Annotated in this window: 18 protein-coding genes; 17 read left to right on the forward strand and 1 reads right to left on the reverse strand. The window is 69.6% G+C overall.

Going from position 1 to position 20,594, the window contains the following annotated elements; all coding sequences use genetic code 11:
* The first annotated feature begins 77 nt into the window (after positions 1 to 77).
* Entirely contained in the window at positions 78 to 1,508 is a 1,431-nt protein-coding gene (locus AB1046_RS18265) for an ATP-binding protein (RefSeq protein WP_369370712.1), read from the forward strand.
* 22 nt (positions 1,509 to 1,530) lie between these two features.
* Here AB1046_RS18265 and AB1046_RS18270 read toward each other — a convergent pair whose 3' ends face one another.
* Complete coding sequence (locus AB1046_RS18270; protein WP_369370713.1) at positions 1,531 to 2,223, reverse strand: class I SAM-dependent methyltransferase; 693 nt, start codon at positions 2,221 to 2,223, stop codon at positions 1,531 to 1,533.
* A gap of 86 nt (positions 2,224 to 2,309) precedes the next feature.
* On the opposite strand from AB1046_RS18270, the gene AB1046_RS18275 reads away from it, so the two are divergent.
* The 16 genes from AB1046_RS18275 (at position 2,310) to AB1046_RS18350 (ending at position 20,543) form a co-directional block, all read left to right on the forward strand.
* Entirely contained in the window at positions 2,310 to 3,515 is a 1,206-nt protein-coding gene (locus tag AB1046_RS18275) for a Fic family protein (protein WP_369370714.1), read from the forward strand.
* Positions 3,516 to 3,628: 113 nt separating this feature from the next.
* Positions 3,629 to 6,265: a nitrite reductase large subunit NirB gene (gene nirB, locus AB1046_RS18280; RefSeq protein ID WP_369370715.1), complete on the forward strand. Its 2,637-nt coding sequence runs from the start codon at positions 3,629 to 3,631 to the stop codon at positions 6,263 to 6,265.
* Complete coding sequence (gene nirD, locus AB1046_RS18285) at positions 6,262 to 6,702, forward strand: nitrite reductase small subunit NirD (RefSeq protein WP_369370716.1); 441 nt, start codon at positions 6,262 to 6,264, stop codon at positions 6,700 to 6,702. The genes nirB and nirD overlap by 4 nt, the downstream gene beginning before the upstream one ends.
* A gap of 86 nt (positions 6,703 to 6,788) precedes the next feature.
* Positions 6,789 to 7,583: a uroporphyrinogen-III C-methyltransferase gene (gene cobA, locus AB1046_RS18290; protein WP_369370717.1), complete on the forward strand. Its 795-nt coding sequence runs from the start codon at positions 6,789 to 6,791 to the stop codon at positions 7,581 to 7,583.
* Positions 7,552 to 8,727, forward strand: coding sequence for a uroporphyrinogen-III synthase (locus AB1046_RS18295; RefSeq protein WP_369370718.1), 1,176 nt, complete (start codon positions 7,552 to 7,554; stop codon positions 8,725 to 8,727). The genes cobA and AB1046_RS18295 overlap by 32 nt, the downstream gene beginning before the upstream one ends.
* A gap of 55 nt (positions 8,728 to 8,782) precedes the next feature.
* Complete coding sequence (locus tag AB1046_RS18300) at positions 8,783 to 9,355, forward strand: nucleotidyltransferase domain-containing protein (RefSeq protein ID WP_369370719.1); 573 nt, start codon at positions 8,783 to 8,785, stop codon at positions 9,353 to 9,355.
* Positions 9,352 to 9,717, forward strand: coding sequence for a DUF86 domain-containing protein (locus AB1046_RS18305; protein ID WP_369370720.1), 366 nt, complete (start codon positions 9,352 to 9,354; stop codon positions 9,715 to 9,717). The genes AB1046_RS18300 and AB1046_RS18305 overlap by 4 nt, the downstream gene beginning before the upstream one ends.
* Before the next feature lie 103 nt (positions 9,718 to 9,820).
* A complete protein-coding gene (locus AB1046_RS18310) occupies positions 9,821 to 11,239 on the forward strand; it encodes an RNA polymerase sigma factor (RefSeq protein WP_369370721.1) in 1,419 nt (472 codons plus the stop codon).
* A gap of 34 nt (positions 11,240 to 11,273) precedes the next feature.
* Complete coding sequence (locus AB1046_RS18315) at positions 11,274 to 11,621, forward strand: hypothetical protein (protein WP_369370722.1); 348 nt, start codon at positions 11,274 to 11,276, stop codon at positions 11,619 to 11,621.
* An 87-nt stretch (positions 11,622 to 11,708) separates the two neighbouring features.
* Positions 11,709 to 13,547, forward strand: a complete 1,839-nt coding sequence (locus tag AB1046_RS18320; RefSeq protein WP_369370723.1) for an RNA polymerase sigma factor — start codon at positions 11,709 to 11,711, stop codon at positions 13,545 to 13,547.
* Between the two features lie 162 nt (positions 13,548 to 13,709).
* Positions 13,710 to 14,456, forward strand: coding sequence for an RNA polymerase sigma factor (locus AB1046_RS18325; protein WP_369370724.1), 747 nt, complete (start codon positions 13,710 to 13,712; stop codon positions 14,454 to 14,456).
* Positions 14,457 to 14,657: 201 nt separating this feature from the next.
* Positions 14,658 to 16,400 (forward strand): RNA polymerase sigma factor, encoded by a 1,743-nt coding sequence (locus tag AB1046_RS18330; protein WP_369370725.1) that lies wholly within the window; start codon positions 14,658 to 14,660, stop codon positions 16,398 to 16,400.
* Between the two features lie 99 nt (positions 16,401 to 16,499).
* Positions 16,500 to 17,078: a sigma-70 family RNA polymerase sigma factor gene (locus AB1046_RS18335; protein WP_369370726.1), complete on the forward strand. Its 579-nt coding sequence runs from the start codon at positions 16,500 to 16,502 to the stop codon at positions 17,076 to 17,078.
* Positions 17,075 to 18,817, forward strand: coding sequence for a hypothetical protein (locus AB1046_RS18340; protein WP_369370727.1), 1,743 nt, complete (start codon positions 17,075 to 17,077; stop codon positions 18,815 to 18,817). Before AB1046_RS18335 ends, AB1046_RS18340 begins: the two co-directional genes overlap by 4 nt.
* A gap of 128 nt (positions 18,818 to 18,945) precedes the next feature.
* The gene (locus tag AB1046_RS18345; protein WP_369370728.1) at positions 18,946 to 19,497 is read left to right on the forward strand and encodes a sigma-70 family RNA polymerase sigma factor; all 552 of its coding nucleotides are present in this window, start codon (positions 18,946 to 18,948) and stop codon (positions 19,495 to 19,497) included.
* Positions 19,494 to 20,543 carry a hypothetical protein gene (locus tag AB1046_RS18350; protein WP_369370729.1) on the forward strand — a complete coding sequence of 350 codons (1,050 nt, stop codon included), beginning with the start codon at positions 19,494 to 19,496 and terminating at the stop codon, positions 20,541 to 20,543. The genes AB1046_RS18345 and AB1046_RS18350 overlap by 4 nt, the downstream gene beginning before the upstream one ends.
* Positions 20,544 to 20,594 lie beyond the last annotated feature (51 nt).

A 20,594-nucleotide genomic window follows, 5' to 3' on the forward strand; every position in this document is an offset into this window, starting at 1 on the left:
CTCATCCTCCATGAGACCGTCATCCATGACAGTGTCATCAATGACACTGTCGTGGATGACGGTAAGTGGGAGGGTGAGTGTCCGGCTACGTAGAGCGGAAGGCTCAGACGGCAGAGCTGCAGAATCTTCTTGATCAGGTGACGGAAGGGAAGGATCGACCCGGCAGGGCGGTCCTGATCCGTGGACGGCGGCGCGTCGGCAAGTCACGTCTCGTTGAGGAGTTTGTTGATGCCGCAGGCGTCCCCAGCGTGTTCTTTACGGCGTCCGGGCGCTCAACGCGGGACGACCTGGCGGCGTTCGCGGACGATGTCTCGCGCTCGAACCTGCCCGGTGCGGCATTGCTTGAAGGGGACCCACCGTCCAATTGGGAAAATGCCTTTCGGTTGCTCGCGGCCGCCTTGCCGAACGACACGCCGGCGATTGTCGTGCTCGACGAGTTGCCCTACGTGACAGCGGCCGACGAGGGCTTCGAGGGTGTGCTCCAGCGGCACTTCGACCGTGAGTTCAGCCGCCGACCCTTGCTGCTGATCGGGATCGGTTCCGACTTGGCGATGATGGAGGCGCTCAACGACTACGACCGGCCCTTCCATCAGAGGGCGACCGAGATGGTGGTCCCGCCGCTCACCCCCGCAGAAGTCGGGCACATGCTGTCTCTCGAGTCTGGCGATGCGTTTGACGCCTATCTCGTGAGTGGCGGGCTTCCGCTTATCTGCCGGGACTGGAACGAGGGCCTGGATCTCTGGGCCTATCTCAAGTCGGCCCTGACGCACGCGACGTCGTCGCTCCTGGTGAGTGCTGAGCGTTCGCTTGCCGCCGAGTTCCCCGGAGACGTGCAGGCCCGCCGAGTGCTGGAGTCGATCGGTCAGGGGCAGCGGCGATTCAGTGATATCGGGTCGAAGGTGGGTGGGCTCCAGTCCAAATCCCTCACCAGGTCGCTGGACGTGCTCAAGGAGAAGCGGGTAGTCACGGTAGAGCGCCCACTCTCTCTCAAGATGTCGGCCGATACGCGATACCGGATCGATGATCCGTATCTCCTCTTCTGGCTCCGCTTCCTGGGTCCGCACCTCGCGGAGATCGAACGAGGTCGTGGCGACCGCGTGCTTCAGCGAATCCGCGACGAATGGACGCGATGGCGTGGTCGAGCGATCGAGCCCGTGCTCCGGGAGTCGATCGCCCGGATGCCTCACGAGGACCTGCGCATCCAGACGGACACGACGTTGGCGGTCGGAGGTTTCTGGAACCGTACTAATACGGTCGAGGTCGATCTGGTCTTGGCGGACAAGGAACCGGTTGCGAAGCAAGTCTTCGGCGTCGGCTCGATCAAATGGACAACCAAGGCGTTCGGTGTCAAGGAACTCGCGGAGCTGATCGCGCACCGCAACCAGGTTCCTGGCGCATCGGACAGTACTGGGCTCGTCGTCGTCAGCCGGAACGGCGTCGACGATCAGGTCCGTGCTTCCGGAGCGGTCGTCCTCGGTCCTGACGAACTGCTTGCCCAGTGGGGATGAGGACGCGTGATGCGTTTGGTCGTCAGACCGGCCGTGTCCACTCCAGGGAGTAGCGGAAGAATAGGCGGCGGCGGATCCGCGCGCCCGGCAGTACCTCGTGGGCGGTCCGGATGATCTCCGCGAACGTATCGGCGGGATCGCGCACCGGCATCGCTGGGCCGTCGTCGTCCCCGGCGCCGCCGTCCGCGGGCACAGTGACCGGCCGGGGATGCTTGACCAGCCCGACCAGCGGGTTGAGCAGGGACGATGCCACGTCCCAGACAAGGTCGGTCACGGTCTCACCCCGCGCCAGGCCGACGACGAGCAGCCGGCCGCCCGGTTCGAGCAGCTCGGACGCGTGCCGCAGCGCGGGCTCCAGCGGCATATGATGCAGCATCGCGATCATCGTGACCAGGTCGAACGCGTCGTCGACCTCCTCGAACCGGGCGTGGCGCACGGTCACCGAAGGGTCGCTGGCGAACCGCTCGGCAGCAACACCGGCCATGGCGGCGTCGGCGTCCACGCCCAGCACCTCGTCGAAGTTCCCGCGCAGCCGGCCGAGCAGGGTCCCGGCGCCGCAGCCGACGTCGAGCGCCCGACGCCGTCGGGCCGGGAGCCGCCGCAGGATCCAGCCATGGAAGTGGTCGTTGTGGCTCCACGGGTGCCGCTGGTTGACCCGGTGCAGCCAGCGGCCGGCCGCGCGGACCAGCGGATTGGGCACGGTCCGGATGTCCATGCGGCCACCGTAGCGGCGAGCGGGGAACTTGGAGTAAGCCGCGTCCTTAATCCAAGTTTCGCCGAAACTTGGATTAGCGTGGGCTCATGCTCCAGGTTCCTGCGTTCCAGCACGAGGACGAGTACTGGCAGGCCGAGCCCGACGGCATGACCAGCCGTGCACGGATGGCTGAGGCTTCCGGGCCGTACCAGTCCACAGTCCCGCCACGGATTGCTGACTGGGCACCCGATGTCGCTGCCGACCTCGCGGCGGACACAGAGGAAGCGGCCGCTGCCCTGAGCAGGTTCGACGACTATGCCCGCGCGGTACTCGGGGAGTCGAGCCCGTCGCTCGGGCCGATGAGTTCCATCCTGCTTCGGACCGAGTCCACGTCGTCGTCGCAAATCGAGAACCTGACCGTCGGGGCACGGCAGCTCGCACTGGCGGAGATCGACCAGTCGACGTCGGAAAACGCGCGGACCGTGGTCGCGAACGTCCGAGCCATGGAGGCTGCGCTCGACCTTGCCGACAGTCTCGACACGGCGGCGGTGCTGGAGATGCACCGGGCGTTGTTGTCCGGACAGCGAGGTTGGGAGAAGCACACCGGCCAGTGGCGTGACCAGCTGGTGTGGATCGGTACGAGCACCGTGAGTCCTCGCGGTGCATCCCACGTCGGTCCGCAGGCAGAACTCGTGCCCGGGGCGATGGAGGACCTGATGGTCTTCGTCCGCCGGGACGATCTTCCCGTGGTCGTGCAGGCAGCAGTGGCGCACGCGCAGTTCGAGAACATCCACCCCTTCGCGGACGGGAACGGCAGGACAGGCCGTGCGCTCGTCCACGCGATGCTCCGTGCCAAACGCCTGGTCACGAGCACGACGGCGCCGGTCTCGGCAGGCCTGCTGAAGGACACCGACAGGTACTTCCAGACGCTCTCGGCCTATCGGGACGGGGACGCTCGGCCGATCGTCGAGCAGTTCTCCGCCGCTGCGCGGTTCGCTGCGACGGCGGGTGCTCGCCTGATCGACGACCTCGCGGCGCAGCTCGAGGGCTCCCGTGATCAGATGTCCGGCCTTCGTCCACAGGCCTCGGCATGGAAGGTGCTCCCGCATCTGCTCTTCCACCCGGTGCTCAACGCGAGCTACCTGTCCGCCCATGTCGGTATGGGTGCACAGAGCGCGCAGAACGCGCTCGGCCAGCTGGTCGACGCCGGTGTGCTGGAGGAACGAACGGGCCTGCGTCGCAACCGGGTCTGGCAGCACCCGGGGATACTCGGTGTGCTGGACCACTTCGCGCAGAGCCTGATCCGCGCTTAGTACCCGCGACGATGCCGCACTCACCGACCCCCCATCAGGCCTGTGAGGAAGAGTTTCGGCCGGGGTAACGACCGGCGCACCAGCGCGAAAAGCCGCCGACATACGGTCAAGACATGGTCAACTCCGGCACCCCCCAGCGCCTCGTCGTGGTCGGCGGCGGCATGGTCGCGCAGCGGCTCGTCGAGGCCCTCCGCGCCCGGGATGACGCCGGTCGCTACCACGTCACCGTCTTCGCCGAGGAGCCCCGCGCACCCTACGACCGGGTGGGCCTGACCCGCTGGTTCGCGGACGGCCCCGACGGAATCGCTCTGGGTGACCCGGCCCTGTGGGCCGACCCGCACGTGACCCTGCACACGGACCGCAAGATCGAATCGATCGACCGCGAGGCCAAGACCGTCACCGACCGCCTGGGCAACGTCCACGCCTACGACGAGCTCGTGCTTGCCACCGGCTCCAGCGCTGCGATGCCGCCCATCCCGGGCAACGACCTGCCGGGCGTCTTTGTGTACCGCACCATCGACGACGTCGCGGCGCTGCGCGGTTGGGTGGAGCAGAAGCGCAAGACCTACCCGGAGGGCAAGCCGGTCCGCGGGGCCGTGATCGGCGGCGGCCTGCTGGGCCTGGAGGCCGCGGGCGCGCTCACCGCGCTCGACGCGCAGGCCACGGTGATCGAGTTCGGCACGCACCTCATGGGCGTGCAGGTGGACCTCGGCGGTGGCCAGGCGCTGAAGCGCCTTATCAATGGCCAGGGCATCGGAGTCCGCACCGAGACCGCCACCAGCCAGATGAAGCCGCACCGGCGCACCGGCCACGTCGGTCGGCTGGACTTCGCCGACGGCGGGCGGCTCGACGTCGACGTCGTAGTGGTGGCCACGGGCGTGCGCCCCCGCGACGAGCTTGCCCGCGCGGCCGGGCTGCCGATCGGGGAGCGCGGCGGCGCCGTCGTCGACCTGTCGTGCCGTACCGAGGACCCGAACATCTGGGCCGTGGGCGAGGTGGCCTGCATCGAGGGCCGCTGCATCGGCCTGGTCGCGCCCGGCAACACGATGGCCGAGGTGGTCGTGGACCGGCTGCTCGGCGGCCTCGCGGAGTTCCCCGGCGCGGACACCGCGACCAAGCTCAAGCTCTCCGGCGTCGACGTCGCGTCGTTCGGCGACGCGCACGCCCGGACCGAGGACGCCGTCGAGGTGGTCTGGGCCGACCCCGTGGCCGGCGTCTACAAGAAGCTTGTCCTGTCCGACGACGCGCGCACCCTCCTGGGCGGTGTCTTCGTGGGCGACGCCGGACCCTACGCCAGCCTGCGCCCCATGCTCGGCGCGGCGCTGCCCGGCGAGGACCCGAGCGCATTCCTGCTCCCCGAGGGTGGCGGCGGCGCCCCGAGCCTGGAGCTGCCCGACGACGCCAACGTCTGCTCCTGCAACAGCGTCTCGGCCGGCACGATCCGGGGCGCCGTCACCGAGCACGACTGCACCGACGTCCCGGGCGTGAAGGCCTGCACCCGGGCAGGCACCACCTGCGGCGCCTGCCTGCCGCTGGTCAAGAAGCTCGTCGACACCGAGCTGGAGCGCGCGGGCATCGAGGTCAGCACCGCGCTCTGCGAGCACTTCGAGATGTCCCGCGCCCAGCTGTTCGACGCTGTCCGGGTAGCCGACCTGCACTCGTTCAGCGACATCGTGGGCCGGTTCGGGCGCGAGAGTGTCGCAGCCGACGGCACGGGCGTCGCCAAGGGCCGGGGCTGCGATATCTGCAAGCCGGTGGTGGCCTCGATCCTGGCGAGCCTCGGCAACGGCCACATCCTGGCCGGCGAGCAGTCCACGCTGCAGGACACCAACGACCACATGCTCGCCAACCTGCAGAAGGACGGCACGTACTCAGTTGTGCCCCGGATGCCCGGCGGTGAGGTCACACCGGACGGGCTCATCGTCGTCGGACAGGTTGCCAAGGACTTCGGGCTGTACACGAAGATCACCGGCGGTCAGCGCATCGACATGTTCGGCGCGCGCGTGGAGCAGCTGCCGGACATCTGGCGGCGGCTTGTCGACGCCGGCTTCGAGTCCGGGCACGCCTACGGCAAGTCGCTGCGTACCGTGAAGTCGTGCGTCGGGTCCACGTGGTGCCGGTACGGCGTGCAGGATTCCGTGGGCATGGCCGTCGAGCTGGAGCTGCGCTACCGGGGCCTGCGCTCGCCGCACAAGCTCAAGCTCGGTGTCTCGGGCTGTGCCCGCGAGTGCGCGGAGGCGCGCGGCAAGGACGTGGGCGTCATCGCCACGGACAAGGGCTGGAACATGTACGTGGGCGGCAACGGCGGGCAGACGCCGCGGCACGCGAAGCTGCTCGCCGAGGACCTGACGTCCGAGGAGCTGCTGCGCACCATCGATCGGTTCCTCATGTACTACGTGCGCACCGCCGATCGGCTGCAGCGCACCGCGCCGTGGATCGAGGAGGTCGACGGCGGCCTCGACGGCGTCCGCGAGGTGATCATTGAGGACTCGCTCGGCATCTGCGCTGACCTCGACGCCGCCATGGCCCGCCACGTGGAGAACTACGAGGACGAGTGGAAGGCCGTGCTGGAGGACCCGGAGAAGCTGCGCCGGTTCTCCTCCTTCGTCAACGCCCCCAAGGACGCCGACCCGTCGCTGGCCTACGTCGAGGAGCGCGGCCAGCGCCGCCCGGCGACGGCGGCGGAGCGAGCAGCGGGAGCGACGTCCGGCGTCGTCATCGCGGGCCCCAAGCTGGAGGTGCGCGCATGAGCCTCCCCGACCTGTCAGACGCCCAGATCACTGGGGAGACCTGGGCGTCTGACAGCCTGGGCGTGGGCCGCTGGGAGCGGGCCTGCCTCCTCACTGACCTGTTCCCCGAGCGCGGCGCGGCCGCGCTCTTCGGCACGGTCCAGGTGGCACTCTTCCGGCTGCCCGACGACGCCGCCTACGGCGTCCACGCCGGTCAGGTGTACGCGGTCCAGAACCTCGACCCGTTCTCCGGGGCGCACGTGCTGTCGCGGGGCATCGTCGGTACGCGGGCCGGGGAGCCCACGGTGGCCGCCCCGGTCTACAAGCAGGTGTTCTCCCTGGTCACAGGCAAGTGCCTGGTCACGGCGGACAAGACCCCCAAGGAGAACCTGCCCTCGGACCTGGCGACCTACCCGGTCAGGCTCTGCGACGGCATGGTCCATGTGGGCCTCCCATGACACCGCCCGAACCCGCCCAGTGCTGTGTGTTCGCCCGTCCGGGAGGCTCGGCGGGGGCGAATGTCCAGCACTCAGCGAAGGGGCGGGTGACGCTTGTCGGGGGTGGGCCCGGGGCTGTTGATCTGCTGACCGTCCGGGCCTGGCGGGTGTTGCAGTCGGCCGATGTAGTGGTCGCGGACCGGCTGGGTCCCGTCGAGATCCTCGCTGAGCTCCCGCCGCACGTCCGCGTGGTCGACGTCGGCAAGGAGCCCGGCCGTCATCCCGTGCCGCAGGAGCGCATCAACGAGCTGCTCGTGGAGCACGCGCGGGCGGGCGCGCACGTGGTGCGGCTCAAGGGCGGCGACCCGTTCGTTCTCGGCCGGGGCGGCGAGGAGGTCGCCGCGTGCCTGGCGGCCGGCGTGCCGGTCGAGGTGGTGCCGGGCGTGACGTCCGCCGTCGCCGTGCCGGGGCTGGCCGGGATACCGCTCACCCATCGCGGGGTCACGACGGGGTTCCACGTGGTCTCGGGCCACTGCGCCCCTGGGTCGGCAGATCCAAAGGTCACCCCCACGTCTGATACAAAAGGGCCGCTCGATGCGGCCGCTCTGGCCTGCGTACGGGATGCCACGGCTACCCTTGTTGTACTGATGGGGGTGCGGTCCCTCGGCGCGATAGTGGCGCAGTCCCTGGCCGCAGGCGCCGATCCCGGAACTCCCGTGGCGATCGTGGAGAACGGTTCCATGCCGGAGCAGCGTGTCACGCGGGCCCGCCTCGAGGCGGCGGCCGAAGTGGCAGCGGCCCGCGGTGTGCGTTCGCCCGCGGTCGTCGTCATCGGCCGAGTGGCAGCTGCTGGGCTTCTGGAGGGTACAAGTGAGCGACGTCTGGCAGGTGCCGGTGTCTGACGTCGCGGCGCCCGCCCACGCCCACGCGACTCACCCGACACTGGGTCAGGTCATGGCCGGAGCGACGGTGCTCGTCACGGCGGAGCGCCGGGCCAGCGAGCTTGCCGCCGCCCTGGAGCGGCGCGGCGCTACGATCCGGCACGCGCCGGTGCTCAGCATGATCCCGCACGTCGACGACGAGACGCTGATCGCCGCGACCCGCGCCATCGTCTCCGCCCCGCCCGACGTCGTGGTGGTCACCACCGGGATCGGCTTCCGCGCCTGGATCGAGGCCGCCGACGCGCACGGGCTCGCCGAGCCGCTTCTTGACCTGCTGGGGGAGACCCGGCTCGTCGCCCGCGGCCCCAAGGCCCGCGGCGCGATCCAGGCCGCGGGTCTGCAGGCGGACTGGGTCGCCGAGTCCGAGACCTCCGCCGAGGTGGCGGAGGTGCTGCTCAGCGAGGGTGTGCAGGGGCTACGAATCGCCATCCAGCACCACGGCGCCGGTGCCGACGGGCTCGACGAGGTGTTCGAGAAGGCGGGCGCGCAGGTGGCGAGCCTCGTCGTCTACCGGTGGGGCCCGGCGCCGGACCCGCAGGCGGTACGCGACTCCGTCTACGCGGTGGCCGACGGTGAGATCGACGCCGTCGTGTTCACGTCCGCGCCCGGTTCCTACGCCTGGGTGCAGGCCGTGGAGGCGGAGGGCCTGCTGGACCGGGTGCGCGCCCGGTTCGTCGACGGCGGGACGGTCGCGGCCGCCGTCGGGCCGATCACCGCCAAGCCCCTGGAGCACCGGGGGATCGTGCCCCTGCAGCCCGAGCGGGGCCGGCTCGGCGCGCTCGTCCGTGCGCTGGTGGGGCACTACGAGCACATCGACTCCGTTGCGCTGGGCACCGTTGCCGGGTCGCTGGTGATCCGCGCGCGCGTGGCGGTGCTGGACGGGAAGGTGCTGCCGCTGTCGCCGACCGGCGTCACGGTGCTGCGCCTGCTCGCCGCCGCCGAGGGCGACGTCGTGCCCCGCGACCAGGTGCTGGCCGCGCTGCCGGGCGACTCCCAGGACACGCACGCCGCGGAGGTAGCGATCGCCCGCCTGCGCGAGGCGGCCGGCCGCCGCGACCTGATCCGCACGGTGGTCAAACGCGGCTACCGCATCGAGCTGGCCTGAGGTCGTTACAACGACCCGGTTGTATCGCTCACCAGATGAGCGATAGGATCTGGGTATGTCGCAGACGGTCCCGATCTTCCGCTCCGCCCTCCAGGAGTCGGTGCTGCGCGCGATCTTTCGGTCGGACCGGCCGCTCTCGTCGGCCGAGATCGCACGCGCTACCGGCGAGCCCACATCGTCGGTGTCCCGTGAGGTCCGCGCGCTCACAAAGGCGGGCGTCCTGACGACCCGACAGGCAGGGCGCCGCTCGCTGGTCTCGTTCGACGAGTCGTCGCCTGTCGTTCCGGGTCTACGCATGATGCTCAGCGCGACGACACGTCACGGATTCCGGCCGCGCTCAAGGCTGGGCTGGGCTGTCGCAGCGCACCGTAAAGAGTTGGTTGCCCTCGCTGGGCGGTACGGGTTGTTGCACCCACGGTTGTTCGGCTCCGTCGCACGAGGGGACGACGGCCCCGACTCCGACATCGACATCCTGGTCGATGTCGCGCACGGACGTGGCCTGGGCGACCTGGCGGCGTTTGTAGTTGCGGCCACGGACCTGCTTGGCGCCAAGGTCGACGTGGCGGACGCCGGGGCACTGATCCCCGACGTCGTTCGTGAGGCCGCGCGCGAGGCGGTGCCCCTGTGAACGCCGCTGCGCGCAGGACGCCGGCCTGGCACGTTCGCCGGGCCCTGGACCACATCGCGACACTCCGGGATCACCTGGATCGGGGACTGGATTTCGACGACCCGCTGTTGCAGGACGCAGTCGCAATGCAGCTGGCGTCCGCGATCGATGCGTTGAAGGCAGCCGACTCGGCCGGGAACGGCAGGGTCGCCGAGGCGTTCGGCAGCGCTTGGCCGAAGACCACCGGTATGCGCAATGTCCTGGCTCACGAGTACTTCGGCGTCAACGTCGAAGTACTCGAGGCGACGGTCACGAACGAGCTCGACGGGCTCGAGCAGACTGCACGTGAGCTCGTCGCCGAATGGGACGAGAGCAAGGGCTGACCAGGTTCGGCGATCCGCCCTGGATCAATCGGGCTTCACGGTCCGGACTCAACGTTCTGTGCCTCCCGACCGTTACAGGCGGCGGGACGAGAGGAGCGTCGACATGGCGCAGTGGGAGACGGAGCTCAACGAGCTCGTGATGCGGCGCAGCGGTGCGCTGGTCGGGTACGCGTACTCGTTGACGCGGGACAAGTCGCAGGCCGAGGACCTGGTGCAGGACGCGCTGGTCAAGGTGTACTCCCGCCTGCGGCGTCCGCCGTCGGTCGGGCAGTCGGGGTTCGACCTGGACCGGCCCCAGTCGTCCAACGCCGAGGGCTACGTGCGGCGCGCGATCCTCACGATCTACCTGGACGGATACCGGCGCCGGAACCACTGGTCCGGACTCAAGCACCTGCTGGCCGACGACGCATACGCACCGGCCGCAGACCGCGTCGCCACCGCGCGCGTCGATGTCGGCGTCGCGCTGAAGCAGCTCTCGCCCCGGCAGCGCGAAGCGGTGATGATGCGCTTCTTTGACGACCTCACGGTGCCGCAGATCGCGGCCGCCCTCGGCACGAGCCAGGGCACCATCAAGCGGCACCTCTTCGACGCGACGGCGGTGCTGCGCCAGGCCCTGGCCGAGGTCTCGGTGCCCGCGATGGACACCGATCTCGACGAGCGGCTGGACACGATGGCCGGTGCGGTGCGCCGTCGTCGGACGGCGAAGGTGGGCGCCGTGGCCGGGGTGTCGATGGTGCTGGCCGTTGCGCTCGCGTGGGGCGCGTTCGCCGTCAGGCCATGGATCCGGTCGGAGCCGCTGCCTGCGGACGAGCGGGTCGACTACACGCCGGGATACGTGCCGGCGGGCTGGCAGAGCGAAGACGGGCGCTACAACGAGCTCTACTGCGGGATGCCGGTCGAGGAGCTCTACGCCATGGACCCCGGGACCTACGACGTCGAGATAGCTGGCGATCTCACGCCGATCGTCGACGGTACGGACTCCCACTGGGAGCTCCCTGTCACGATCTCCGGCACCCTGCCCGACGGTGCGCCCGAGGAGCCGGACCAGGAGGGCGCGACGTTCATCACCGACCCGTTCATCCTGTGGATTCATGACGGTCGGGTGGTCGACTTCGTCGGTACCGGGTGGAGTGGGGGTGACGCGGCGCCCGAGCTGGTAGAGGCGGGGACCTGGAGCGGGACGGCGAGAGCGGAGAACTCGACGTCGTGCCGAGCGGAGACATTCGTGCAGGAGGGCTTCGGGGAATACGTCAACGAGCGGCAAGGCGCACGGTACGAGCTGCGGGCGGCGGCGGTGGATCTCTGGGCACAGAACATACGAGGACAACGGGTTCACCCTCGCGATCAGCGACCCGATCACCGTGGACCTGGACAGCGGCGCCGCCCCGCTACCAGCCTTCCCCGCGCCGTCGGACGACTGCAGCGGGGCCGCCTACGCGGGCCGGGAGGTGAAGGCCCAGGACCTTCCGGACGAGGTGAGAGCTCTCGCAGCGGAGCTCCTCGAAGCTGTCACCACCTGTGACCCGCGGCAGGTCGCCGAGCTCGGTCAAGGCATCATGACGCTGCCTCGTTCCCCCTGGCTCACGCCGGGGATCAACGAGGTCTTCGGATTGCCGGAGACCGACGGAAGAATGCCGTACGCGATGGTCGCGCGGCTCCTGACTGAGACCGAGCCGGGCGCCCTGGCCGTGCCGGGGTCCTCCCAGCTTGTCTGGCCGGCGGTGTCTCAAGGGGTCGAGAACGACGCGGCATGGCAGGAGGCGATCGACGCCGGGGTGGTCACCGAGGAGCAGGCCGCAGCAGACCGTGCTGAGGGGACCTACACGGGGTGGCGGCTGCAGATCTCTTTCGGCGGTGAGATGCCTGGGGCCCGCTGGGGGGCGTTCTACGAGGGCAGCGACTGACGCTCCCGAATTTTCTCGCGGTTGCCTGCATCGTTTTCCCGTTCCCGCCCGTCAGGGAGCATGAGGCAGGCAGAGGAGGCGTTTTTGATGGCGCAGTGGGAGACGGAGCTCACGGAGCTGGCGACGCGACGTGGTGGGGCGCTGGTCGGGTACGCGTACTCGTTGTGCCGCAACAGGGCGCAGGCCGAGGACCTGGTGCAGGACGCGCTGGTCAAGGTCTACTCCCGCCTGCGCCGCCAGCCCGGGATGGTCGACGGCGAGCGGCAGGTCGTCGACCTGGATCAGCCTCGGCTGACGAACGCTGAGGCGTACGTCCGGCGTGCCATCCTGACGATCTATCTGGACGGTTACCGGCGGCAGGGTAGTTGGTCCGGTCTCCAACACCTATTGGCCGACGACGAGTGGTCACCTGGCGCGGACCGGGTCGCTACCGCGCGGGTCGATGTCGGGGTGGCTCTTGCTCAGCTTTCTCCGCGGCAGCGTGAGGCGGTGGTGCTGCGGTTCTTCGAGGACATGACGGTGCCGCAGATCGCGGTGGCTCTGGGGACCCGGCCGGGCACGATCAAGCGGTACCTGTCGAATGCGATCGACCTGTTGCGTAGCTCGCTCGCGGAGATCTCGGTGCCTGCCGTGGAGACGGACCTGGAGGGGCGGCTGGACACGATGGCGGGTGCGGTGCGTCGTCGTCGGGCGGCGAAGGTGGGTGCCGTGGCAGGCGTGTCGATGGTGCTGGCGATTGCACTCGTGTGGGGCGCGTTCGCGGTCCGGCCGTGGATCCGGTCGGAGCCACTGCCGGCGGACGACAGGATCGAGTACACGCCGGGATACGTGCCTCTCGGCTGGCCGATCGACCTCGGCGTCTATTGCGGTATGCCGGTCGAGGACCTGGAGGCATTGGACACCGGCAACTTCGACATCGAGATCAGCGGCGACCTGGTGGCAGACTCGAACGGGCTGACCTCGGTCTGGAACCTGCCGGTGACGATCTCCGGCGAGGTGCCGGACGGCACCTTCGCCGGACCTGTGGACTATATGGCCTTTCCGCTGATCGTCTGGGCTTACGAGGGCAGGATCGTCGACCTTCCGACGTGGTGGGCGGAGGCCGCCAACAGCGAGGCTCCCCCGGCGCTCCTCGAGCACGGTACCTGGACAGGGCTCGCGTCCGCAGACAACGCATCGTCCTGCCGTGCGGACACGCTGGTTGGTCCGCCGAACGATCCTGCCAGCCACTACGACAACGAACGTGCGGGAGGGCAATACGAGCTGATCGCGATTGTCAGCGACCCCTCCGTGACCGACAACGACCACGGGGACCCCTATCCCTTCCTGGTCAGTGACCCGGTGAACGTCGACCTGGACAGTGGCGTGGCACCTTCGCCGGAGTTCGCGACGCCGTCCGACGATTGCAGCGGAGCCGAGTACGCCGGGCGGGACCTCGTCGCGCCGGGCGCACCTGAGGACGTGCGAGCCGTGGCCGCACGGCTGCTGGAGGCGGTCACCACCTGCGACGAGCGGCTGGTCCTGGCGCTGGCCGGCAACAGTCTGGTGACGGCGCCGCCGAACGAGAACGAAGACCTGTCGGCCGACGAGACCTTTGCGCTCCCGGAGTCTGGTGGCCGCATCCCCTACGCGACGATCGCGCGGCTCCTGACGGAGACCCAGCAGGTCAGCTCGGACCGTGGCACGTCCAGGACGTGGCCCCGGGTGGCAATCTCCCTCACGAACCAGGCGGCATGGCAGGAAGCGGTAGATGCGGGGGCCATCAGTGCGGAGCAGGCAGTTGTCGATCGTGCTGCCGGGAAGTACACGGGGTGGCAGCTGACGATCGACGTCCAGTACTACGGGGAGCCACCGCACTGGTCCGCGTACTTCGAGGGCGACGCCGAGTGGTGCACCGCTCCCGGCGCTGATCCGGGCTGCGCCTAGCCCGGGCCCGTGCCTCGGCTGTGCCGGAATGGATCTTCATCTCCGTAGGGGCAACGTCCCCAGCTCATCATCTGGTGACCGCGAACTAGTTTCGTGGTCGCCTGCATCGCTTTCTCGTTCCCGCCCGTCAGGGAGCATGAGGCAGGGAGAGGAGGCGTTTTGATGGCGCACTGGGAGGCAGAACTCACGGAGCTGGCGACGCGACGTGGTGGGGCGCTGGTCGGTTATGCGTACTCGTTGTGTCGCAACAAGGCGCAGGCTGAGGACCTGGTGCAGGACACGCTGGTGGATCCGGATGAATATCCCGCGCACGTCTACGACAACGAACGTGCCGGCGGGCGGTACGAGCTGATCGCGCTTGTTGCCGACCCCGCCGTGAACGACGTCGACAACAGGGACGCCTTCCTGGTCAGCGACCCGGTCACCGTCGACCTCGACAGCGGCGGGGCGCCGCGGCCGGAGTTCCCGCCACCGTCGGACGACTGCAGCGGGGCCGCGTACGCCGGGCGGGACCTCGTTGCGCTGGGATCCCCGGACGGGGTGCGGGATATGGCCGCGCGGCTCCTCGAGGCGGTTACCACCTGCGACGAGCGGCTGGTCCTGGAGCTGGCCGGCGGCAATCTGGGGACGGTGCCGGCACACGAGAACGAAGACCTGTCGGTCGACGAGATCTTTGCGCTCCCGGAGTCCGGTGGCCGCACCCCCTACGCGACGATCGCGCGGCTCCTGACCGAGACCCAGCCGGTCAACACGGACGCCGGGTTCGACCGCGATAGTTCCGGGACCTGGCCGCGGGTGACCACCTTCGTCAAGAGCGAGGCCGCATGGCAGGAGGCAGTCGATGCGGGGGCCGTCAGCGCGGAGCAGGCCGCCGTCGATCGTGCCGCCGGGAAGTACACCGGCGGCTGAGGATCGAGCTCCAGACCTCCATGGAGATACCGAACTGGTCCACCTTCTTGGAGGGCGACACCGAGTGGTGCCCCCTCCCCGACGCTGGTCCGGACTGCGTCTAGCCCAGGCCCGTGCGTTCGGTGAACTTTCTCGCCGCAGCCATCATCGTTCGCCCCTTCTCGCCCGTCAGGGAGGATGAGAGCGAGAGGGGGCGTCACGATGGCGCAGTGGGAGAACGAGCTCGAGGAGCTCATGGCGCGGCGCAGCCGCGCACTGGTGGGGTACGCGTACACGCTGACGCGGGATCGGGCGCAGGCCGAGGACCTGGTGCAGGACGCGCTGGTCAAGGTCTTCTCGCGCCTGCGGCGTCCGCGGGGGATGGACGACGACGGCGGTCAGCTCGACCTGGACCAGGATCAGCCGCGGCTGACGAACGCGGAGGCCTACGTGCGCCGGACGATGCTGACCATCTACCTGGACCGCTTCCGGCGGCAGAAGAACTGGACCGGCATCAAGCACCTGCTGGCCGACGAGGACCGCGCACCCGCGGCGGAGCGCGTCGCGACGGCCAAGGTCGACGTCGGTGTGGCGCTGGCCCAGCTTTCCCCGCGGCAGCGCGAGTCGGTGGTGCTGCGGTTCTTCGAGGACATGACGGTGCCGCAGATCGCGCAGACCCTCGGTACGAGCCCCGGCACCATCAAGCGGCACCTGTCCAACGCGATGGAGCTGCTGCGCGGATCGCTCGCGGAGATCACGGTGCCGGAGATGGAGACCTCGCTGGAGGAGCGGCTCGGTGCGGTGTCGGGTTCGGTGCGCCGCCGTCGTGCGGCCAAGGTCGGCGCCCTCGGTGGGGCCACGCTGGTCCTGGCGGGCCTGCTTGCGATGGCGGCCCTGTGGGGGCCGGCGCGGCTCCTGTCGGAGCCGGTGCTGCCGGCTGAGCAGGACGTGTCGACGCAGAACGTCGGCGCAGATTTTACGCCCAACCAGTGGCTCGACCAGGGCGAGAAGTACCAGTGCGGCATGGAGGTCACGGACCTGACGTCGACCTCTGACGTCATCCAGCTTGAGCTGACCGGTGACGTCGAGGCCGGGGAGTACGGCCTGACCGCACCCGTCCGGATCACCAGGGACGGCGCCGAGGGGCCGGCGCTCGACGGGGGATATCCCCGGCTGGTCTTCGCGCAGAACGGCCAGGTGGTCGACCTCGGCTCAGGCTGGAACGAGGGCGGATACGTGCTGCCCGATCCTGGCGAGTCCGCCACCGACACCGTGGACGCCGACCCGACCACGGCCTGCGGCAACTGGACGACCGGCATGGTCTTCGAGACCTACCTGGAGGCCCGCCCGGCGGGCACCTACGACGTGTACGCGGTGCTGCCCTGGACCGATTTCGAAGGCACCGACGCCATGGCCGTGAGCGAACCCGTCACCATGGAGGTCCCCGAGCTCGAGGTACCGGCGGAGGAGCCGCTGAGCGCCGACTTCCGCGACGGCTATCAGCCGGAGTGGCTGGCGGGCACGACCCTGGCCTGCGGCGCCCACGCGTCGGACATCCCGGGCGGCCCTCGCGCGGCGTGGCAGCTACCGGGCCTGGAGGGTACGCCGTCCGACGACGTCGCTCCCGACGGCGTGGCGTGGATCACGCTCACCGAGATGGACGGCGAGGCCATCAGCACGACGCGCACGCCGTTCAACCTGGTCTGGATGAGCAGCACGGGGCGGGTGGTCGGGTTGGGCCACGACGTCTGGTCCGAGCCAACCGAGGAGCTGCAGCTCGAACCGAGGGGCGACACCCGCGTCGTCGTGCCGGTCGAACCCGACACGACCTGCCTGACCAACCCCGAGGCCGGGCTCCCGGCCGGCGACTACGTGCTGTACGCGTTCGCGGAGATCGATCCCGGTTCGGACGGTGAGCCGCAGTACCTGGCCGTGGAGGCAGGAACCCGCACGATCGCTCAGTGAGCAGGTCAGACCACCAGGACGCGCCCAACGAAACCCTCACCCGGCGCGTCCTGGTGGTTGTGGAGACGATGACAGCACAAACGCACCGGGGTGGTGGCCATGGCGGTATGGGAGAACGAGCTCGATGAGCTCATGCGGGTACGCGGGAGCGCGCTCGTCCGCTATGCCTACATGCTCTCCGGGGACCGCGCGCTCGCCGAGGACCTGGTCCAGGACGCGCTGGTGAAGGTCTACTCGCGCCTTCGTGGTTTACCGAGCAGGGGCGGCAAGGTGGGTGTCGCTGAGGGAAGCCGTGCGCACGACCTCGAGTCCCCGTTCACGAACGCGGAGGGCTACGTGCGGCGCGCGATCCTCACCATCTACCTGGACGGCTACCGCAAGCGGCAGCGCTGGACCGGGATCAAGCACCTCCTGGCCGACGACCCCAGCGCGCGCGGGGCCGACCTGGCCGCGTCGGCGCGCGTCGACGTGATGGCGGCGCTCGCGCAGCTCGGTGCCCGCGAACGGGCCTGCGTCGTCCTGCGCTACTTCGAGGACATGACGGTGCCGCAGATCGCCGAGTCCCTGGGCACCGCCCAGGGAACTGTCAAGCGGTACCTGTCTGATGCCACCAAGAACCTGCAGGAGTTCCTGCGCCCCGACGACTTCCGACCTGCCGAAGGGAGGGCCGCCCGATGAACCGAACTGACCCGAACGAAGGTTGGGACGACGAAAGCAACTTCCTGAGCGGCGCGCTCCATGGAGCTGCCGACGAGATGCCCGGTGCGGAGGTGGACGACCTGCATATCTCATTCGGAGTGGTGCGGGACCGCGTGCGACGCCGGCGCGCGGCCAAGATCAGTGGCGTAACCGGCGCGAGCCTCGTGGTGGTGGGCGTGCTCGCCCTCGGTGCCACGCAGATACCGCTGCTGGACAGGAACTCGGCGCTCCCGGGTGTGTCGGGCGACGTCGAGGCCTACGCGAGCGTGGGCCCAGAGGCCGCGCCATCCCCGTCGGGGCCGCCGGCGACGAGCGTCATCCAAGACGGGTACCAGCCGTCCTGGCTCGAGTGGAGCGACCTGACGTGCGGCATGCCGGTCGCCGATCTGGAGACGACGGCGGCGGGCTGGGCGGTCGCATCGGCCGGCGACATCTACGCCACCGTCTCGGACTTCGGGGGTGACCCGTCGACATCCTGGGGCATGGCGGCGACGGTCCAGGAGGGGGAGGGCGCGCTCGGCGTCGCCCCGGTCCTGGTGTGGAGTCAGGACGGCGTGGTGGTGGACCTGGGCTCGAACGTCTTCGGCGCTCCGGGGCCCCAGTCCGAGCCGCTCATCGGTGGCGACGAGGGCTCGGCAGGGACGACTGTGGCGGCCACGGGCAACTCGCTGACGACGTGTGCGCCCACCGAGACCGAGACCGACCCGATCTTCGAGACGACCCTGCCCGAGGGGGACTACGAGGTGCGGGTGGTCGCGTACCCGGAGGTCGCCTCGGGTCAGCGGGCGACGGCGGTGAGCGAGCCGGTAGCGGTCCGCCTGGACGCCGTCGGCGCGCACAGCCCGACCTTGATGCGCGGCGGATTCGCGACGATCGAGCCGTCGCCCGTCGAGCCGCCGGCGCCGATCGACGGCGAGCAGTCGCGGTTCGTGCTGGACCGCACGACGGACTGGGTCACCGCGGAGCTGACGCGGAGCGACTACAACTCGACCGACCCGGTACAGGTCATCTCCGCGTGCGAGAGTGCGGACGAGGGGGACACGGTGCCGTTCGAGGTAGTGGTGCCGTCGACCCAGGCAGTGCTCAGCTCCGGCTTTGTCAGTTGTGACGGCGCTCAGACGGTCGAGACCTTCGGGGTGCTGGACGGCGGCGGAGAGGTCCTCGACATCCGGCTGGGTGCCGTGCCCGACGGCGTCGAGCGGCTCTGGGCCGTCCTTGCTCCGGACGGCAGCACGGCCGTGGGCGACGCCGCCGGCGAATGCTCTGCCAACGACGTCCCACTGGAGTACGACCCGGCCAACTCGCCGAACGAGGGCGCCGGGGCGACCGCTCGGGCCATCGTGGAGGCGGCCCAGGCCTGCGACAACGGAGCGCTCGTCGGCCTGGCCACGATGTACCCGACGGAGCTGCTCATTCCCGCCGAGCCCGCGGACGAGGTCTTCCTCCTGCCCGAGGGCGATGTGCACTACCGGACGCTGGTCGCCCTGCTGGCCGGCACGGTCGGCGCAGACCAGGGGAACGGCACGATCGTCTGGCCGCGCGTAGTGACCGAGGAGTTCCGCGACTCGGACGAGGCGTGGGACGAGGTGGTGGCCGCGGGTCTGCTCACGCAGGAGGAGGCTGATGCGCAGCGGGCGGACGAGGTGTTCGGTTACACGGGGATGCAGATCGCGATCGATACGCTCGGAAACTGGCGCTACTACTCCGCCACCCCCTGACCTGAGAGACTTCGGTCTGAGCACCAACGGTTCCTGCGCCCCGCTCGTATAGGACTACGAGCGGGGCGCAGGGCCCCCGGCGAGGAGATGGACAGGGTGGCCGGAGAACAGCTGGACGGGGGCGCATGATGAGCACCCGCTGGGATGACGAGCTCACGGAGCTCGTGACGGTCCGAGGGCGCGCCCTCGTGGGATACGGATATGCGCTGACGGGTGACGTGCGCCGGGCGGAAGACCTGGTGCAGGACGCGCTGGTCCGCGTATTCCGGCGGTTCCGCCGACCTGAGGCCGCAGGCACTGAGGGCCACACCGAGTTCGCCCTGAACGAGGGCGCGAGCCACGCCGGCATCGAGGCGTACGTGCGGCGGACGATGCTCAACCTCTACCTCGACGAGACCCGACGCTTCGCGTTGTGGCGCAAGGCCGAGCCCAAGATTGCGGTGGACGACCGCGTGAAGGCCCCGGCGTCGGACATCACCGCCCGCGCCGATGTGACGGTCGCCCTGCGCGGCCTGAGCCCGCGCCAGCGCGCCTGCGTCGTGCTCCGCTTTTACGACGACCTGACCGTGCCCCAGATCGCCGAGACGCTCGGCATTTCGCAGGGCACCATCAAGCGACACCTGGCCGACGGGGTCCGCGCTCTGCGTGGGGTGCTCGTGCCGGAAGGAGGCCTCCTGTGAGCAACCACGACGAATTCGACTTCGACGCCGACCTCGGCCCTGGCCGCGACGTCCTGAAGCAGACCATCGGTGCGCTGGTCGACGGCGCTACCCCCGTGGGCCTGCCCAGCGCACCGGAGCAGAACCTCGGGTTCCTGCGCCGCCGCGTGCGCACCTGGCGCATCGCCAAGGCCGGCGCCGTCGGGCTGAGCACGGCGGTCGTGATCAGCGCCCTCGCCTTCAGCGCGGCGCAGGCCAACACCTGGAACCAGTCCGAGCCGCTGCCCGGCCGGCCCACCATCGAGAGCACCGAGTCGGGGCCGGTGCCGTCGGAGATCCCGACGACGCGCATGTCGCCGAGCCCGTCGGTCACTGCGAGCCCGTCGCCTTCGGCGTCGCCGACGGACATTCCGGAGACGACTCCGTCAGGGACCCCGTCCGGCCAACCTGACCCGGAGCCCGGTGGGACTGCGACCGGGTCGCCGGATGTCGCCTGGCCGCCGTTTGAGCCGTTCGAGGAGGGCTACCTGTCCTGGTTCTTCGACGTTCCACCGATCGCGTGCGGAGTGCCGATCGGGGACCTGCCCACTGACCCCGTGCGGTTCACGCTGGAGCCGAACGACTCGCCGGCGGACCTGACGGTCACGTCGGGGTTCACCATCACCGAGGTGGCGGGCGAGTCGTACCAGCTGCGCACTGGTGGCATCCCGGAGTACCTGCTGTTCCAGAACGGGCGCCTCGTGAGCACCAGCTGGGGCCAAACGGACGTGGGCTGGTGGGGGCTGGGGGAAGGAGGCGACATCGTCGAGGAGGAGGACGAGGACGGAAACACCGACCAATACGAACAGACCTCGCCTAACCAGATCTGGCAGCTTGACGTGTCCGACAGGATCGACGACATCTCAACGTGCGGCGAGAGGACCGATGTCGGCCAGCCCCACCCGGAGTTCTCCACCCCCCTCCCGGCCGGTGAGTACGAAGTCGTGTTTGCGGCGCCGTACACACTGGTCGGCGACGACACCGCGGAGCTCGCCTACAGCGACCCCTACACGGTCACCATCCCCTGACCGCACCTTTCAGACGCTCAGGTCACCGAAAGTGACCTGAGCGTCTGACAT

Source organism: Promicromonospora sp. Populi, assembly GCF_041081105.1.
Classification (GTDB): Bacteria; Actinomycetota; Actinomycetes; order Actinomycetales; family Cellulomonadaceae; genus Promicromonospora.

What these genes read in the sequence shown, in the direction of transcription:
- nirD (WP_369370716.1), top strand. Translation starts at nt 6,262, where the DNA reads ATGAGCCTCCCCGACCTGTCAGACGCCCAGATCACTGGGGAGACCTGG.
- AB1046_RS18275 (WP_369370714.1), top strand. Translation starts at nt 2,310, where the DNA reads ATGCTCCAGGTTCCTGCGTTCCAGCACGAGGACGAGTACTGGCAGGCC.
- AB1046_RS18320 (WP_369370723.1), top strand. Translation starts at nt 11,709, where the DNA reads ATGGCGCAGTGGGAGACGGAGCTCACGGAGCTGGCGACGCGACGTGGT.
- AB1046_RS18330 (WP_369370725.1), top strand. Translation starts at nt 14,658, where the DNA reads ATGGCGCAGTGGGAGAACGAGCTCGAGGAGCTCATGGCGCGGCGCAGC.
- AB1046_RS18335 (WP_369370726.1), top strand. Translation starts at nt 16,500, where the DNA reads ATGGCGGTATGGGAGAACGAGCTCGATGAGCTCATGCGGGTACGCGGG.
- AB1046_RS18340 (WP_369370727.1), top strand. Translation starts at nt 17,075, where the DNA reads ATGAACCGAACTGACCCGAACGAAGGTTGGGACGACGAAAGCAACTTC.
- AB1046_RS18270 (WP_369370713.1), bottom strand. Translation starts at nt 2,223, where the DNA reads ATGGACATCCGGACCGTGCCCAATCCGCTGGTCCGCGCGGCCGGCCGC.
- nirB (WP_369370715.1), top strand. Translation starts at nt 3,629, where the DNA reads ATGGTCAACTCCGGCACCCCCCAGCGCCTCGTCGTGGTCGGCGGCGGC.
- AB1046_RS18310 (WP_369370721.1), top strand. Translation starts at nt 9,821, where the DNA reads ATGGCGCAGTGGGAGACGGAGCTCAACGAGCTCGTGATGCGGCGCAGC.
- AB1046_RS18345 (WP_369370728.1), top strand. Translation starts at nt 18,946, where the DNA reads ATGAGCACCCGCTGGGATGACGAGCTCACGGAGCTCGTGACGGTCCGA.
- AB1046_RS18325 (WP_369370724.1), top strand. Translation starts at nt 13,710, where the DNA reads ATGGCGCACTGGGAGGCAGAACTCACGGAGCTGGCGACGCGACGTGGT.
- AB1046_RS18315 (WP_369370722.1), top strand. Translation starts at nt 11,274, where the DNA reads ATGACGCTGCCTCGTTCCCCCTGGCTCACGCCGGGGATCAACGAGGTC.
- AB1046_RS18300 (WP_369370719.1), top strand. Translation starts at nt 8,783, where the DNA reads ATGTCGCAGACGGTCCCGATCTTCCGCTCCGCCCTCCAGGAGTCGGTG.